At 52.5% G+C, this 17492-nt stretch carries 13 protein-coding genes; 9 read left to right on the top strand and 4 right to left on the bottom strand.

What is annotated here, in order from left to right; all coding sequences use genetic code 11:
* Nucleotides 1-93: 93 nt before the first annotated feature.
* From polB to rluA, 3 genes are all read left to right on the top strand, one after another.
* The gene (gene polB, locus OGX98_RS23310) at nt 94-2445 is read left to right on the top strand and encodes a DNA polymerase II (RefSeq protein ID WP_286595979.1); all 2352 of its coding nucleotides are present in this window, start codon (nt 94-96) and stop codon (nt 2443-2445) included.
* A gap of 176 nt (nt 2446-2621) precedes the next feature.
* Nucleotides 2622-5528 (top strand): RNA polymerase-associated protein RapA, encoded by a 2907-nt coding sequence (gene rapA / locus OGX98_RS23305; protein WP_286595978.1) that lies wholly within the window; start codon nt 2622-2624, stop codon nt 5526-5528.
* An 11-nt stretch (nt 5529-5539) separates the two neighbouring features.
* Nucleotides 5540-6199 carry a bifunctional tRNA pseudouridine(32) synthase/23S rRNA pseudouridine(746) synthase RluA gene (gene rluA / locus OGX98_RS23300; protein ID WP_045439709.1) on the top strand — a complete coding sequence of 220 codons (660 nt, stop codon included), beginning with the start codon at nt 5540-5542 and terminating at the stop codon, nt 6197-6199.
* 96 nt (nt 6200-6295) lie between these two features.
* Here the strand turns inward: rluA and djlA are convergent, their stop codons facing one another.
* Entirely contained in the window at nt 6296-7108 is an 813-nt protein-coding gene (gene djlA / locus OGX98_RS23295) for a co-chaperone DjlA (RefSeq protein ID WP_045439706.1), read from the bottom strand.
* Between the two features lie 255 nt (nt 7109-7363).
* Here djlA and lptD point away from each other — a divergent pair, with 255 nt between their 5' ends.
* From lptD to apaH, 6 genes are all read left to right on the top strand, one after another.
* Entirely contained in the window at nt 7364-9772 is a 2409-nt protein-coding gene (lptD, locus tag OGX98_RS23290; RefSeq protein WP_284096603.1) for an LPS assembly protein LptD, read from the top strand.
* 179 nt (nt 9773-9951) lie between these two features.
* On the top strand, nt 9952-11238 hold the full coding sequence (gene surA, locus OGX98_RS23285) for a peptidylprolyl isomerase SurA (protein WP_045439701.1): 1287 nt from the start codon (nt 9952-9954) through the stop codon (nt 11236-11238).
* Nucleotides 11238-12230 carry a 4-hydroxythreonine-4-phosphate dehydrogenase PdxA gene (gene pdxA / locus OGX98_RS23280; RefSeq protein WP_048222073.1) on the top strand — a complete coding sequence of 331 codons (993 nt, stop codon included), beginning with the start codon at nt 11238-11240 and terminating at the stop codon, nt 12228-12230. The genes surA and pdxA overlap by 1 nt, the downstream gene beginning before the upstream one ends.
* Nucleotides 12223-13044 carry a 16S rRNA (adenine(1518)-N(6)/adenine(1519)-N(6))-dimethyltransferase RsmA gene (gene rsmA / locus OGX98_RS23275; protein WP_284096604.1) on the top strand — a complete coding sequence of 274 codons (822 nt, stop codon included), beginning with the start codon at nt 12223-12225 and terminating at the stop codon, nt 13042-13044. Before pdxA ends, rsmA begins: the two co-directional genes overlap by 8 nt.
* A gap of 2 nt (nt 13045-13046) precedes the next feature.
* On the top strand, nt 13047-13424 hold the full coding sequence (gene apaG, locus OGX98_RS23270; RefSeq protein WP_045439694.1) for a Co2+/Mg2+ efflux facilitator ApaG/CorD: 378 nt from the start codon (nt 13047-13049) through the stop codon (nt 13422-13424).
* Between the two features lie 10 nt (nt 13425-13434).
* Nucleotides 13435-14283 (top strand): bis(5'-nucleosyl)-tetraphosphatase (symmetrical) ApaH, encoded by an 849-nt coding sequence (apaH, locus tag OGX98_RS23265; protein WP_045439691.1) that lies wholly within the window; start codon nt 13435-13437, stop codon nt 14281-14283.
* Between the two features lie 99 nt (nt 14284-14382).
* Here apaH and folA read toward each other — a convergent pair whose 3' ends face one another.
* From folA to kefF, 3 genes are all read right to left on the bottom strand, one after another.
* The gene (folA, locus tag OGX98_RS23260) at nt 14383-14862 is read right to left on the bottom strand and encodes a type 3 dihydrofolate reductase (protein ID WP_136345316.1); all 480 of its coding nucleotides are present in this window, start codon (nt 14860-14862) and stop codon (nt 14383-14385) included.
* Between the two features lie 198 nt (nt 14863-15060).
* Complete coding sequence (gene kefC / locus OGX98_RS23255; protein WP_045439686.1) at nt 15061-16923, bottom strand: glutathione-regulated potassium-efflux system protein KefC; 1863 nt, start codon at nt 16921-16923, stop codon at nt 15061-15063.
* A complete protein-coding gene (gene kefF, locus OGX98_RS23250; RefSeq protein WP_045439684.1) occupies nt 16916-17446 on the bottom strand; it encodes a glutathione-regulated potassium-efflux system oxidoreductase KefF in 531 nt (176 codons plus the stop codon). The genes kefC and kefF overlap by 8 nt, the downstream gene beginning before the upstream one ends.
* Nucleotides 17447-17492 lie beyond the last annotated feature (46 nt).

The following is a 17492-nucleotide window of genomic DNA, read 5'->3' as shown; positions in this document are numbered from 1 at the left end:
AGCGCGCTCTGGCGGCATACAACTGTATAAAACCACAGCAAACTCCTCAGAACCAGGCTATAATCATGCCTGGTTTTTTGATGGATACACAGCGTGGCGCAGGCAGGTTTTATTTTAACCCGACACTGGCGGGATACCTCGCAGGGGACAGAGGTTTCATTCTGGCTGGCAACAGACGATGGGCCACTGCTTGTCACGCTTGCGCCTCAAGAGTCGGTCGCCTTTATCCCCACAAGTCAGGTTTCCCGAGTCACCTCATTATTAAGTAGTGAAAACGGCTATCGCCTGACGCCGCTCAATTTGCAAGATTTTCACCGACAACCTGTTTCTGGCCTGTATTGCCGTTCACATCGTCAGCTTATGCGTCTGGAAAAACTGCTGCGAGAAAACGCAGTGACGGTGTACGAGGCAGACGTGCGCCCACCAGAGCGTTATCTGATGGAACGCTTTGTCACGTCCCCCGTTTGGGTCGAAGGCGACAGACGCGGCAACACGCTTGTAAATGCCCGCCTGAAGCCGAATCCAGACTACCGTCCCCCTCTGAAATGGGTATCACTGGATATCGAAACGACACGACACGGTGAACTGTACTGCATTGGCCTTGAAGGCTGCGGACAACGCATTGTGTATATGCTCGGCCCGGCAAATGGTGATGCCTCACAGCTTGATTTTGCACTTGAGTACGTGGCAAGTCGTCCTCAGTTGCTGGAAAAACTCAACGACTGGATAGCACGTCACGATCCTGATGTGATTATCGGCTGGAACGTGGTGCAGTTCGATTTACGCGTCTTGCAAAATCATGCCGAACGTTATCGTATTCCACTGCGTTTTGGCCGCGATAACAGCGAGCTGGAGTGGCGCGAGCATGGTTTCAAAAATGGCGTTTTTTTCGCCCAGGCTAAAGGCCGTCTGATTATTGACGGCATTGAAGCGCTTAAATCAGCATTCTGGAATTTCTCATCGTTTTCACTGGAGACGGTTTCGCAAGAGCTGCTGGGAGAAGGGAAATCTATTGATAACCCGTGGGATCGAATGGACGAAATTGACCGCCGATTCGCTAACGATAAGCCTGCGCTTGCCACATACAACCTTAAAGACTGCGAACTGGTCACGCGCATTTTTCATAAAACTGAAATCATGCCATTTCTGCTGGAACGCTCGACGGTCAACGGCCTGCCTGTCGACCGGCACGGTGGTTCCGTTGCCGCCTTCGGCCATCTCTATTTACCGCGCATGCACCGCGCCGGCTACGTGGCACCGAATCTGGGGGAAGTCCCCCCTCACGCCAGCCCCGGCGGCTACGTGATGGATTCGCGCCCGGGTTTGTACGATTCCGTGCTGGTACTGGACTATAAAAGCCTGTATCCCTCAATCATTCGGACTTTTTTAATCGACCCGGTGGGGTTAATTGAAGGTATGGCGCATCCTGACCCGGTACACAGTACCGAAGGTTTTCTTGATGCCTGGTTCTCGCGCGAAAAACACTGCCTCCCGGAGATCGTTACCCAGATCTGGCTCGGACGCGATGAGGCTAAACGCCGCGGTAATAAGCCGCTTTCTCAGGCGCTGAAAATCATCATGAACGCGTTTTACGGCGTGCTTGGAACAACCGCCTGTCGTTTTTTTGATCCACGGCTGGCTTCATCAATTACCATGCGCGGCCATGCGATCATGCGCCAGACCAAAGCACTGATTGAAGCTCAGGGATACGACGTCATCTATGGTGATACCGACTCAACCTTTGTCTGGCTCAAAGGCGCACACTCAGAAGAGGAGGCCGGAAAGATTGGCCAGCAATTGGTGAATCACGTCAATACCTGGTGGGCACAATCGCTGCAACAACAGAATTTGACCAGCGCCCTGGAACTGGAGTTTGAAACCCACTTCTGCCGTTTTCTGATGCCGACGATTCGCGGTGCGGATACGGGCAGCAAGAAACGCTACGCCGGACTCATTCAGGATGGAGACCAACAGCGTATGGTCTTCAAAGGGCTGGAAACAGTGCGCACCGACTGGACGCCGCTGGCGCAGCAGTTTCAGCAAACGCTGTATCTGCGTATTTTTCGTAACGAGCCCTATCAGGAGTTTATCCGCGAAACCATTGATAAACTGATGGCGGGAGAGCTTGATGACCAACTGGTTTACCGCAAGCGCCTGCGTCGCCCGTTGAACGAATACCAACGTAATGTGCCGCCACACGTGCGTGCCGCACGGCTTGCTGACGAACAAAACGTAAAGCTGGGCCGCCCTCCGCAGTATCAAAACCGCGGTACCATCAAATATGTCTGGACGATAAACGGCCCGGAACCGGTGGATTATCAATTATCTGCGCTGGATTACGAACATTATCTTACGCGCCAGCTACAGCCTGTTGCGGAGGGAATTCTTCCCTTTATTGATGATAACTTTGCTACACTACTCACAGGGCAACTGGGGTTATTTTGACGCGTGACGAATGCGTCGCCATCCAGTACCATAGCGCCCTTTCCATTCCTGGACCCATTTAACATCACTACCACTGATTTATTAGCCTGGTAGCGGTGTCGTATGCTCTCAAAAACTCGGGGTGCCCGAATAATGACGAGTATTGCCTGCAATTAAAGATATAGAGCCGAACACATATGCCTTTTACACTTGGTCAACGCTGGATCAGCGATACAGAAAGCGAATTGGGACTTGGTACTGTTGTCGCCATGGATGCGCGAACCGTCACATTACTTTTCTCATCAACGGGTGAAAACCGTCTGTACTCGCGCAGTGATTCCCCCGTGACCCGGGTGATGTTCAATCCTGGCGATACGATAACAAGCCATGAAGGTTGGCAGCTGCATGTCGATGAAGTAAAAGAAGAAAACGGCCTGCTTGCTTATATCGGGACCCGCCTTGATAACGAAGAAACCGGTGTGATGCTGCGTGAAGTACTACTCGACAGCAAACTGGTATTCAGTAAACCGCAGGATCGCCTGTTTGCTGGTCAAATCGACCGTATGGACCGCTTTGCTCTGCGCTACCGTGCGCGTAAATTTCAGAGCGAGCAGTACCGTATGCCGTGGAGTGGTTTGCGCGGTCAACGCACCAGCCTGATCCCTCATCAGCTCAATATTGCCCATGATGTCGGTCGTCGCCATGCCCCCCGTGTTCTGCTGGCAGACGAAGTTGGCTTAGGAAAAACAATTGAAGCCGGGATGATCCTGCATCAACAGTTGCTGTCTGGCGCCGCAGAGCGTGTGCTGATCATCGTCCCTGAGACGTTACAGCATCAGTGGCTGGTCGAAATGTTGCGCCGTTTCAACCTGCGCTTTGCGCTGTTTGATGATGAGCGCTATGCCGAAGCGCAGCATGACGCCTACAACCCGTTTGAAACCGAACAACTGATCATCTGCTCGCTGGACTTTGCCCGTCGCAATAAGCAACGTCTGGAACATCTGTGCGACGCCGAGTGGGATCTGCTGGTGGTCGATGAAGCTCATCACCTGGTGTGGAGCGAAGATGCGCCAAGCCGTGAATATATGGCGATTGAACAGCTGGCTGAGCGCGTACCGGGGATCCTGCTGCTGACCGCAACGCCGGAACAGCTGGGCATGGAAAGCCACTTTGCACGTTTGCGCCTGTTGGATCCAAGTCGTTTCCACGATTTCGAGCAGTTCGTTGAAGAGCAAAAAAATTACCGTCCGGTTGCCGATGCCGTCGCTATGCTGCTGGCAGGCAAGAAGCTGAGCAACGATGAGCTAAACATGCTGGGTGAGATGATTGGCGAGCAGGACATTGAGCCATTGTTGCAAGCTGCGAACAGCGATAGTGACGACGCCCAGAGTGCACGTCAGGAGCTGGTTTCGATGCTGATGGACAGACATGGCACCAGCCGCGTACTGTTCCGTAACACTCGTAACGGCGTGAAAGGCTTCCCGAAACGCGAGCTGCATACCATCAAGCTGCCGCTGCCAACCCAATACCAGACCGCAATTAAAGTCTCCGGCATTATGGGTGCGCGCAAGAGCGCGGAAGATCGCGCACGCGACATGCTCTACCCGGAACAGATTTACCAGGAATTCGAAGGCGATACCGGTACCTGGTGGAATTTTGATCCGCGCGTTGAGTGGCTGATGGGCTACCTGACCAGCCATCGCTCGCAGAAAGTGCTGGTTATCTGTGCGAAAGCGACCACCGCGTTGCAGTTGGAACAGGTGCTGCGTGAGCGCGAAGGCATTCGCGCCGCCGTGTTCCATGAAGGTATGTCGATCATTGAACGTGACCGTGCCGCCGCCTGGTTTAGCGAAGAAGACAGCGGCGCACAGGTGATGCTGTGCTCTGAAATCGGCTCTGAAGGCCGTAACTTCCAGTTTGCCAGCAATCTGGTGATGTTTGATCTGCCGTTTAACCCGGATCTGCTGGAACAGCGTATCGGCCGTCTGGACCGTATTGGTCAGGCGCATGATATTCAGATCCACGTCCCCTTCCTGGAAAAAACCGCGCAGTCTGTGCTGGTGCGCTGGTACCACGAAGGTCTGGATGCGTTCGAACACACCTGCCCGACCGGACGTACCATCTATGATACGGTCTACAATAATCTGATTGGTTATCTGGCAGAACCGGAAAACAACGAGGGATTTGATGACCTGATCAAAACCTGCCGCGAACAGCACGACGCACTGAAAGCGCAACTGGAGCAAGGGCGTGACCGTCTGCTGGAAATTCACTCCAATGGCGGCGAAAAAGCACTGGCGCTGACCGAAAGTATTGAAGAGCAGGACGATGACACCAGCCTGATCGCGTTCGCCATGAACCTGTTTGATATCGTCGGTATTAATCAGGATGACCGTGGTGATAACTTAATTGTCCTGACGCCATCCGACCATATGCTGGTTCCTGACTTTCCGGGACTGCCAGAAGATGGCTGTACCATTACGTTTGAGCGTGATGTGGCGCTGTCGCGTGAAGATGCCCAATTTATTACCTGGGAACACCCGCTGATCCGCAACGGTCTGGATCTGATCCTTTCCGGAGACACCGGTAGCAGCACCATTTCCCTTTTGAAGAACAAAGCATTACCAGTAGGCACACTGCTTGTTGAACTGATCTACGTCGTTGAAGCGCAAGCGCCGAAACAGCTACAGTTAAACCGCTTCCTGCCGCCAACACCGGTACGCATGTTGCTGGATAAAAATGGTAATAACCTCGCCGCGCAGGTTGAGTTTGAAACCTTTAACCGTCAGCTCAGTGCCGTTAACCGCCACACCGGAAGCAAACTGGTCAACGCCGTGCAACAGGATGTCCACGCGATTTTGCAGTTGGGCGAAGCACAGGTTGAGAAGTCTGCCCGGGCATTGATCGACGCCGCGCGCAAAGAAGCGGACGAGAAGCTGACTGCGGAGCTGTCGCGCCTGGAAGCACTACGCGCTGTTAACCCAAACATCCGTGATGACGAACTTGCTGCAATCGAAAGCAACCGTCAACAGGTGATGGATAGCCTGGATCAGGCGGGCTGGCGCCTGGATGCCTTGCGTCTGATCGTCGTGACGCACCAGTAACGGAGTCATACATGGGGATGGAAAACTACAATCCGCCGCAGGAACCCTGGTTGGTTATCCTGTATCAGGATGAACACATTATGGTGGTCAACAAACCGAGCGGTTTGTTGTCCGTGCCGGGTCGTCTTGAAGAGCACAAAGACAGCGTGATGACACGTGTTCAGCGCGACTATCCACAGGCTGAATCCGTACATCGTCTGGATATGGCAACCAGCGGTGTGATTGTAGTGGCGCTGACCAAAGCGGCAGAGCGCGAGCTAAAACGTCAGTTTCGCGAGCGTGAGCCGAAGAAGCAATATGTCGCGCGCATCTGGGGACATCCCTCACCTGCCGAGGGACTGGTTGATTTACCACTGATTTGTGACTGGCCGAACCGACCAAAGCAGAAAGTGTGTTATGAAACCGGCAAATCCGCGCAGACCGAGTATGAAGTCGTGGAGTTTGCTGCGGATAATACCGCCCGGGTGGTGCTCAAACCTATTACCGGGCGTTCCCATCAGCTTCGCGTACATATGCAGGCGTTAGGGCATCCGATTCTGGGCGATCGCTTCTATGCCCCGCCGGAAGCCCTGGCGATGGCACCACGCTTGCTACTGCATGCGGAGATGCTAACCATCACCCACCCCGCCTACGGCAACAGTATGACGTTTAAAGTCCCGGCAGATTTTTAAATCTCAGAGCCAATTTATGCCGGAGACGCTTCGCTTATCCGGCCTACATTCATAACGTAGGCCGGATAAGACGCCAGCCGCCATCCGACAAAGCAATCACTTGAACCCTTTTTGATCCTTAATCAACTCGTAAGCTTTTTGGATTTCCTGCGCTTTTTGTTTCGCCATTTCCATCATCTCCGGCGGCAACCCTTTCGCAACCAGTTTATCAGGATGGTGCTCACTCATCAGTTTGCGATAGGCTCGCTTAATGGTCGTCGCATCATCGGTTGCTTTAACGCCAAGCACGTTACAGGCATCTTCCAGCGTAGGTCCTCGTTGCGCCTGCTGCCAGCCGCCACCAGACTGCTGCTGGTATCCTCCACCAAACTGCGCGCCCCCCTGCATCATGCGCAGGAACTGATCAAATTGCGTACGCGAGATCCCCAGTTCTTCTGCAATTACGTACAGCACTTCGCGTTCGTTAGGATGCAATGACCCATCGGCAAACGCGGCCTGGATCTGAATCTCCAGAAACATGCGGATCAGATCGAAACGGCCAAAACAGACGCTACGAAACTGGCGCATCTTTTCACGTAATGGGTAATTATCTGATTTTCCCACCCGGAAGGCATGCTGAGCGGCGGTACGTGAGTCACCGTGCAAATTCATCCGATCCATCAGTTGGCTGGCAATATGGATATCTGCTTCCGTGACGCGTCCTTTGGATTTGGTCAGATGTCCCATCACCTCAAAAGTGGTGGCAAAAAACAGTGCCTGACGTTCACGTTGATTCGCAAACCATGCCATTTTGCGCATGCGAGCTTTGTCGAACATATGGCCAACTAACAGGCCCAAAACCACGCCCCAGAAGCCGCCGCCCATCATTAAGGCCACGGCTACACCAATAATCTTTCCCCAATACTGCATAGACTCCCCAAATCTTTATGCTGTCAGCCAGGCTATGTCCCACAATATAAGGTGCTTTTACCGTTTTACGGCTGCGGTCAATTGTGGGACATCGCCTATAATTTGCATTATCATACCTGTCATTCAATGCCGTGCCTAACACCACGGATGCCTAAATGGGCAGGATTAATACTAGCGCAGTGAAGATGAGATAAGTTAGGCTGTGACCGTTTGTCACGCGCGACGCTACTGATGATGGAACAATAAATACAACGTATGAAAAAACGTATTCCCACTCTTCTGGCCACCATGATTGCCAGCGCCCTCTATAGTCAGCAGGGTCTGGCAGCCGATCTCGCCTCACAGTGCATGTTGGGCGTGCCAAGCTATAACCGTCCTCTGGTGCAGGGCGAGACAAACGAGTTACCCGTTACCATCAATGCCGATCACGCGAAAGGGAATTACCCGGATGACGCCGTGTTTACCGGCAACGTGGATATCGCCCAGGGTAATAGCCGCCTGCAGGCCGATGAAGTACAGCTTCATCAGAAACAGGCCGAGGGTCTGCCGGAGCCGGTTCGCACCGTCGATGCTCTGGGTAACGTCCACTATGATGACAACCAAGTCATTCTGAAGGGACCGAAGGGTTGGTCTAACCTGAATACAAAAGATACCAACATCTGGGAAGGTGACTATCAGATGGTTGGCCGTCAGGGGCGCGGGAAAGCGGACCTGATGAAACAGCGTGGTGAAAACCGCTATACCATTCTGGAGAACGGTAGCTTTACCTCCTGTTTGCCGGGATCTAATACCTGGAGCGTTGTCGGTAGCGAAGTGATCCACGACCGCGAAGAACAGGTGGCAGAAATCTGGAACGCTCGCTTCAAGCTGGGCCCGGTTCCGGTCTTTTACAGCCCTTATTTACAGCTTCCCGTTGGAGATAAGCGACGTTCTGGCTTCCTGATCCCGAACGCAAAATACTCCACCAATAACTATTTTGAGTTCTACCTTCCGTATTACTGGAATATCGCGCCCAATATGGACGCCACCATCACGCCGCATTATATGCACCGTCGTGGCGGTATTATGTGGGAGAACGAATTCCGTTACCTCACTCAGGCGGGTGCGGGCCTGATGGAATTTGACTATCTGAATTCCGACAAAGTTTACGATGATGAACATCCGAAGGATGACAATTCGCGCCGCTGGCTGTTCTACTGGCAACATGCTGGGGTAATGGACCAGGTGTGGCGTTTCAACGTCGACTATACCAAAGTCAGCGATACCAGCTACTTTAATGATTTCGATAATAAATACGGCTCCAGTACCGACGGCTATGCCACGCAAAAATTCAGCGTTGGCTACGCGGTACAGAACTTTGATGCCACGATATCGACCAAGCAGTTCCAGGTCTTCGACGCCCAAAACAGCAACAGTTACTCTGCGCAACCGCAGTTAGACGTCAACTACTATCAGAATGATGTGGGTCCGTTCGATACCCGCATTTATGGTCAGGCGGTGCATTTCGTCAATACCAATGACAACAGGCCGGAAGCAACACGTTTACACCTTGAACCGACTATCAATCTACCGTTATCGAATAATTGGGGAAGTCTCAACACTGAAGTGAAACTGCTGGCGACGCACTATCAGCAAAGTAACATCAGCGAGTATCAATCATTCGCAAGAAATAATTATCGTAACAATCCTACTCAAGATAATTTAAATACCCTTAACGCGGCTAATTCTTTGGAAGATTCCGTCAACCGCGTAATGCCGCAGTTTAAAATCGATGGCAAGATGGTATTCGAGCGCGACATGGCAATGCTGGCACCGGGTTATACCCAGACGCTTGAGCCACGCGCGCAGTATCTGTACGTCCCGTATCGCGACCAAAGTAATATCTTTAACTATGACTCCTCACTGCTGCAATCTGACTATAGCGGCCTGTTCCGTGACCGCACTTATGGCGGTCTGGACCGTATTGCTTCCGCCAACCAGGTCACTACCGGTGTCACATCTCGCGTATATGATGACGCGGCCGTTGAACGTTTTAATATTTCCGTGGGTCAAATCTACTATTTCACGGAGTCTCGCACCGGCGATGACAACATTAAATGGGAGAATGACGACAAAACCGGCTCACTGGTATGGGCAGGCGATACCTACTGGCGTATCTCCGATCGCTGGGGTTTACGCAGCGGTATCCAGTACGACACCCGTCTGGACAGCGTCGCCACCAGTAGCAGCAGCATCGAATATCGTCGTGACGAAAACCGCATGCTGCAGTTGAATTACCGTTATGCCAGCTCTGAGTATATTCAGGCTACGCTGCCATCGTACTACTCTACAGCGGAGCAGTATAAAAACGGGATTTCGCAGGTGGGCGCAGTGGCAAGCTTCCCGATTGCCGACCGTTGGTCGATTGTCGGTGCTTACTACTTTGATACCAATGTGAACAAAGAAGCGGACTCAATGCTGGGCTTGCAGTACAACTCCTGCTGCTACGCCATCCGCTTCGGCTACGAACGTAAGCTGAACGGTTGGGATAACACCCAGCAACACGCAGTTTATGACAATACGATCGGCTTTAATATCGAACTGCGCGGTCTGAGCTCTAACTATGGCCTTGGCACCAATCAAATGTTGCGTTCGAACATATTGCCGTACCAAAGCGCTTTATGATCTGACTGATTTATACCCAATGGATTTCGAGCTGCATTGAGGCGGCAACTGAGAGAATCCCCAAGAGCTTACATCAGTAAGTGACTGGGGTGAGTGAAGGCGGCCAACAAAAATGCGGCTTGAAAGACGAAGGGTATACTACGTAATCCGCATTGCGGTTAATTAATAATGGAAAAAGTATGAAGAACTGGAAAACGCTGCTTCTCGGTATCGCCATGATCGCGAATACCAGTTTCGCTGCCCCACAGGTAGTCGATAAAGTCGCAGCCGTCGTCAATAACGGCGTCGTTCTGGAAAGCGACGTCGATGGCTTAATGCAGTCCGTAAAACTCAATGCAGGTCAGGCTGGCCAGCAACTTCCGGACGATGCAACGCTTCGTCATCAGATCCTGGAACGTTTGATCATGGATCAAATTATTCTGCAGATGGGTCAGAAGATGGGGGTGAAAATCTCTGATGAGCAGTTGGATCAGGCTATCGCTAACATCGCCAAACAGAACAACATGACGCTGGACCAAATGCGCAGCCGTCTGGCTCAGGATGGCTTAAGCTATTCGACCTATCGTAGCCAAATCCGCAAAGAGATGACTATCTCTGAGGTGCGCAACAATGAAGTACGCCGCCGTGTCACGATCCTGCCGCAGGAAGTTGATGCCCTGGCGCAGCAGGTTGGCAACCAAAATGATGCCAGCACTGAACTCAATCTGAGCCACATTCTTATTCCTTTACCGGAAAACCCAACCTCAGATCAGGTTAACGAAGCTGAAAGCCAGGCGCGCTCTGTTGTTGACGAAGCGCGTAACGGTAGTGATTTCGGCAAGCTGGCCATCACTTATTCTGCCGATCAGCAGGCGCTGAAAGGCGGTCAGATGGGCTGGGGTCGTATTCAGGAACTGCCAGGCATCTTTGCTCAGGCGTTAAGCACCGCGAAAAAAGGCGACATTATCGGCCCGATTCGTTCTGGTGTCGGCTTCCACATTCTGAAAGTTAATGATATGCGTGGCCAGAGTCAGAGCATCTCCGTGACTGAAGTTCACGCCCGCCATATTCTGCTGAAGCCATCGCCGATCATGACCGATCAGCAGGCACGTCTGAAGCTGGAACAAATCGCAGCGGATATTAAAAGCGGTAAAACGACCTTTGCAGCAGCAGCAAAAGAGTTCTCTCAGGATCCTGGATCGGCAAACCAGGGCGGCGATCTGGGTTGGGCTGCAGCAGACATTTTCGATCCAGCCTTCCGCGATGCGCTGACCCGACTGAACAAAGGCCAGATGAGTGCACCGGTGCATTCCTCTTTTGGCTGGCACCTGATCGAACTGCTAGACACGCGTAACGTTGATAAAACTGACGCGGCGCAGAAAGACCGTGCTTATCGCATGCTGATGAACCGTAAATTCTCGGAAGAAGCAGCGACCTGGATGCAGGAACAGCGCGCCAGCGCGTACGTTAAAATTCTGAGCAACTAATGACCCGTACTCAACGCGTTATTATCACTCCCGGCGAACCCGCCGGGATTGGTCCGGATCTGGTCGTTCAGCTTGCGCAGCGTGAATGGCCGGTAGAGCTCGTCGTCTGTGCAGATGCCGCGCTCCTTTCCAACCGGGCAGCGATGCTCGGTTTACCACTCTCGCTCCTCCCCTACAATCAAGATATACCAGCCAGACCACAATCTGCGGGCACATTGACGTTGCTCCCGATTGCGCTACGCGCACCTGCCGTACCGGGTCAGTTGGTAGTGGAAAATGGGCAGTATGTGGTGGATACGCTGGCTCGTGCGTGCGACGGTTGCCTGCAAGGTGAATTTTCAGCTCTGATCACAGGCCCCGTACACAAGGGCGTGATTAATGATGCTGGCGTGCCGTTCACCGGTCATACCGAATTTTTTGAAGAGCGCTCACAGGCGAAAAAAGTGGTGATGATGCTGGCAACTGAGGAGCTGCGCGTTGCTCTGGCGACCACGCATCTGCCGCTCAGGGACGTTGCCGATGCCATTACGCCTGCGTTACTACGGGAAGTGATCGGTATTCTGCATCATGATTTACGCACGAAGTTTGGTATCCCTGATCCACATATTCTGGTATGTGGACTTAATCCACATGCGGGTGAAGGTGGTCATATGGGTACGGAAGAGATAGATACAATCATTCCGGTTCTCGATGAAATGCGCGCACAGGGGATGAAGTTAAACGGTCCACTGCCCGCAGACACCCTGTTTCAGCCCAAATATCTCAATAGCGCGGATGCCGTGCTGGCAATGTACCACGATCAAGGCCTCCCCGTGCTAAAATACCAGGGATTTGGTCGCGGTGTGAATATCACACTGGGCCTGCCATTTATTCGCACATCCGTTGATCACGGCACCGCACTTGAACTTGCGGGTCGTGGGCAAGCCGATGTCGGCAGTTTTATTACGGCGCTTAATCTCGCCATCAAAATGATTGTTAATACCAATGAATAATCGAGTCCATCAGGGCCATTTAGCCCGTAAACGTTTCGGGCAAAACTTCCTCAACGATCAGTTTGTGATCGAAAGTATTGTCTCTGCTATCAACCCACAAAAGGGTCAGGCCATGGTCGAAATCGGCCCGGGCCTTGCTGCACTGACCGAGCCGGTAGGTGAACGTCTGGACAAGCTAACCGTCATTGAACTGGACCGCGATCTGGCAGCCCGTCTGCAAACGCACCCGTTTTTAGGGCCGAAGCTGACCATCTATCAGCAAGACGCCATGACCATGAACTTCGGTGAACTGTCGCAGACAATGGGTCAGCCGCTGCGCGTGTTTGGCAACCTGCCTTACAACATCTCCACGCCGCTAATGTTCCATCTTTTTACCTATACTGATGCCATTGCCGACATGCATTTCATGTTACAAAAAGAGGTGGTCAATCGTCTGGTTGCAGGGCCAAACAGTAAAGCGTATGGTCGATTAAGCGTCATGGCACAATATTACTGCCAGGTTATCCCGGTACTCGAAGTGCCGCCATCGGCCTTCACACCGGCACCTAAAGTAGATTCCGCGGTAGTGCGTCTGGTTCCTCACGCCACGATGCCATACCCGGTTAAAGATGTTCGCGTCCTGAGCCGTATTACGACCGAAGCGTTTAATCAGCGCCGCAAAACGGTACGTAACAGCCTCGGTAATCTGTTCAACGTTGAAGTATTGACAGAGCTGGGGGTTGATCCGGCGATGCGAGCAGAAAATATCTCTGTCGCGCAATACTGCCGGATGGCTAACTATCTGTCAGAAAACGCGCCATCGAAGGAGAGTTAAGCATGATCAATTCGCCCCGAGTGTGTATTCAGGTACAAAGCGTCTATATTGAGGCTCAATCCTCACCTGATGATGAACGTTACGTTTTTGCCTATACCGTGACCATCCGCAATTTGGGGCGAGCACCAGTGCAGCTGTTGGGGCGTTATTGGTTGATTACCAATGGTCATGGCCGCGAAACCGAAGTTCAGGGCGAAGGTGTGGTTGGCGTTCAGCCCCACATTGAACCTGGTGAAGAATACCAGTACACCAGCGGCGCGGTTATTGAAACGCCGCTGGGCACCATGCAGGGTCATTACGAAATGATTGATGAGCAGGGCGTCGCCTTTACCATCGATATTCCCGTATTCCGACTCGCCGTTCCAACACTCATTCACTAAAACAATAGCTATGGCGACATACCTCATTGGCGACGTTCACGGTTGTTACGACGAACTGATCGCATTGCTGCATCAAGTAGACTTTGCCCCAGGGAAAGATACCTTATGGCTTACCGGCGATTTGGTCGCCCGTGGTCCTGGCTCGCTGGACGTGCTGCGCTATGTCAAATCACTTGGCGACAGCGTACGGTTGGTATTAGGTAATCATGATTTACATCTGCTGGCCGTATTTGCAGGTATTAGTCGCAATAAACCTAAAGACAGACTCTCGTCGTTACTCGAAGCACCGGATGCCGACGCGCTGCTTAACTGGTTACGCCGCCAACCGCTGTTGCAGGTTGATGAAGAGAAGAAGCTGGTGATGGCGCATGCGGGTATTACGCCACAGTGGGATCTCCAGACCGCAAAGGAGTGTGCCCGTGATGTCGAAGCAGTACTGTCGAGCGACTCCTATCCATTCTTCCTTGATGCCATGTATGGCGACATGCCGAATAACTGGACGCCGGAGCTGACGGGGCTGGCACGATTACGTTTTATTACCAACGCCTTTACCCGTATGCGTTACTGTTTCCCCAACGGTCAACTGGATATGTACAGCAAAGAGTCGCCGGAAGATGCCCCTGCTCCGCTGAAGCCCTGGTTTGCCATCCCCGGCCCGGTCAGTGAAGCGTATAGCATTGCATTCGGGCACTGGGCATCGCTGGAGGGCAAAGGCACTCCGGAAGGTATTTACGCGCTGGATACTGGTTGCTGCTGGGGGGGAGATCTCACCTGTCTGCGCTGGGAAGACAAACAATACTTTGTACAGCCGTCAAATCGCCATGTAGATCTGGATCCGGGCGAAGTTGTAAACGGCTGATGAGCATTCTGTAGGCCGGATAAGGCATTTACGCCGCTATCCGGCATTCACGCCATCTATTGCCTGATGGCGCTTCGCTTATCAGGCCTACATAGTGTATTAACGACGTTCCAGAATCTCGAAGCAATAGCTGTGAGAGTTTTGCGCGTCGGCATCATGGAATTCGCTGAAAACAGATTCCCAGTCATCCGGCTCGTAGTCCGGGAAATGCGTATCCCCTTCTACTTCAGCGTCAATATGCGTCAGATACAATTTCTGCGCTTTCGGCAGAAACTGCTCATACACACGCCCACCGCCAATCACCATAATTTCAGGTTCATCGCCACAGGCAGCAATTGCCTCATCGACAGACTTCACCCACTGCACGCGATCGTCGGTGCCTGGCTGGCTACTAATGACGATATTTTTACGCCCTGGCAACGGTCGCCCGATGGATTCCCAGGTATGGCGTCCCATGACAACTGGCTTGTTTAAGGTATTACGTTTAAACCAGGCGAGATCGGCAGGTAGGTTCCACGGCATGGCGTTTTCCATACCGATGACGCGATCTACCGCTAACGCCGCAATCAGACTGATCATTGAATATTTCCCGGATACAAAAAAATTGTCGCCACTATACGGAAAGCGCAATCTTTCGTCGACTGGCGGAAAGAGGATGAGCAGGAAAATTTTTCGTTCTGCTGGCGAACCGACCTATTTAAGGTGGTACGCCAGCATTACAGTAGTTCAAAAACAGCCAGTTAGCAGTAAAGTTTGCAGAACATCACATTTTGTACCTTATGCTGACGGTTTCACTTCCGGCTCATCGGCGACGTCGCCCGTATGTTTACCTTCATCCGTGCCTTGCCAGCCATGGCGTTGAATTAAAGATAGATGCTGACGATCCTCAGCAATAATTTCACTCAGCATTGCACTGGTGCGTTTATAGACAGCCGCACGGGAAACCGCATCGTTTTCCCCCTTCACCATCTCTTCAACCATCAACGTATTGAAGCGACGAAACACATCGGCCCGTTCACGGGCTTCATAACGCCCAAGCCCAAGACCTTCCAGTGCCAGCCGCCCGGTTTTCAGTGCACCTTCAAAAGTTTCACGTTCAGGCATCTCTACTCCCGCCTGACGCAAGCGGATGTAATGATCAACATCGCGCGCACGGGCAATAATTTGTAGATGAGGGAAATGGGTTTTCACCATTTCGGTCAGCTGCAGGCTGGTTTCGGGATCGTCGATAGCATTAATAATTACCTCAGCTTTAGCTGCGCCAGCTGACTCCAGCAGATCCATACGGGTCGCATCGCCATAAAAAACCTTCATACCAAATTTGCGCAGCGTTTCAATGTGGTCCGGATCGTGATCGAGCACGACCATCTTCACTCCACTCGACAGCAGCAAACGACCGGTTATCTGACCGAATCGCCCAAATCCGGCGATAATCACCCGGGGTTGTTCCTCGTCAATTTCATCCGCCTCACGTTCTTCATCGGTAGCCGATTTCTCAAGCCGCGTCAGGACAACCAGTAAAATCGGCGTGGCCGCCATTGAGAGTGCTACCGCCAGCGTCAACGCTTTCGCCCAGTCGGGATCGAGCACATTTGCCATTTGCGCTGCGCCAAACACCACGAAGGCAAACTCACTCCCTTGTCCTAATAATACGGCAAACCAGCGACGCTGCTTATTCGGCACCCGCAGCGGTTTCGCAATAATCCACAACATAATGGTTTTAATCGCCAGGAACCCCACCAGCAGAGTGACGATACGCAGTGGATTATCAATCAGCGTCCCAAAGTCGATAGACATGCCGACGCCGATGAAAAAGAGTCCCAACAGCAGCCCTTTAAACGGCTCGATATCGCTTTCCAGCGCGTGGCGGTACTCAGAACTCGCCAGTAATACGCCCGCCAGAAACGCCCCCATTGCCATCGACAGTCCGACCTCTTCAAGCAGTAAGCCGAAGCCAAATACGAGAAACAGTGCGACGGCACTAAAGACTTCCCGCAGGCCAGAACGCGCCACAAAACGTAATGCCGGACGGGTGACATAGCGCCCCAACAGAACCACCAGGACCAGCGCACCAGCCACTTTCAGCGCAGACAGAGCGAAAGCTCCCAGCGTCGTCGACGCGCCACTCGCAGCCAGTAGTGGAATCATCGCTACCAGCGGGATAGCGGCAATATCCTGGAACAACAGCACGGCAAATGCACTGCGCCCCATTTGTGAAACCATCAGGTTGCGTTCATTCATTGCCTGCATGGCGATGGCCGTGGAGGAGAGCGCCAGCGTCATACCAATCAGTTCCGCCACCTGCCAGCGCAGGCCGAGGAACATACAGAACACGCCGATCAATCCACCACAGACCACCATTTGCAGTGCGCCGCCGCCGAAAACCGATGCACGCAGTTTCCACAGACGCTGCGGATCCAGCTCCAGACCGATAACAAACAGCATCAGAACTACGCCGATTTCAGCAAAATGCAGTATAGACTCTGCGTCTGTGACCAGTCGTAGCCCCCACGGACCAATGATACATCCGGCAATGAGATAGCCCAGCACAGAGCCTAAACCCAGTCGGACGGCAATCGGTACAATCAACGCCGCCGAGCCGAGATAAATCAGCGCCTGTATTAGTGTATGGCTATCCATGGTGTGCCTCCTGCCATTCCAGCAAACGTTGTTTGTAATGACGGGCCTGCGCCTGTAGCGTTTCGTCATCACAGATAAACGTGCAGTGCATAGCAAACGGTGGGAGCCACTTGAGACCACAATATATCGCTGTCGCCTGCAAAGGCTGAGAGAGCACGTCAAACCCCGGATGGGAACCGATCTCAAAGTGGTTTTCCCCACCACCGGTCGTCACCGCCCACAGCAGATGTTTACCATGCAGCGCGGTCCCCCCATGACCATATGCCCAACCGTGGGAGAGAACTTTATCCATCCACAGTTTGAGTAAAGGGGGTGTGCTGTACCATTGCATAGGATGCTGCCAGATAATAAGGCTCGCGCGAGCCAGTGCATCCTGTTCAGCAGCGATATCGATATTGAAGTCGGGATAGAGTTGGTAGAGCGAGCGAATTTCAACGCCTTCCAGCGTCCTTGCCTGTTCAAGCATCCGCTTATTCGCATGCGAGTGCTGCGGATAGGGATGTGCGTAAATGATGAGAATCATGATTAGCCTGCTATCACTGCATTATTGTAATAACAGTGAGTTTAGT

Origin of the sequence: Citrobacter sp. Cm046 (genome assembly GCF_030333065.1) — a bacterium.
GTDB classification, from domain to species: domain Bacteria; phylum Pseudomonadota; class Gammaproteobacteria; order Enterobacterales; family Enterobacteriaceae; genus Citrobacter; species Citrobacter murliniae.
Note: the sequence above shows the minus strand (reverse complement) of the source record. Positions and strands in the feature narration are given on the sequence as shown.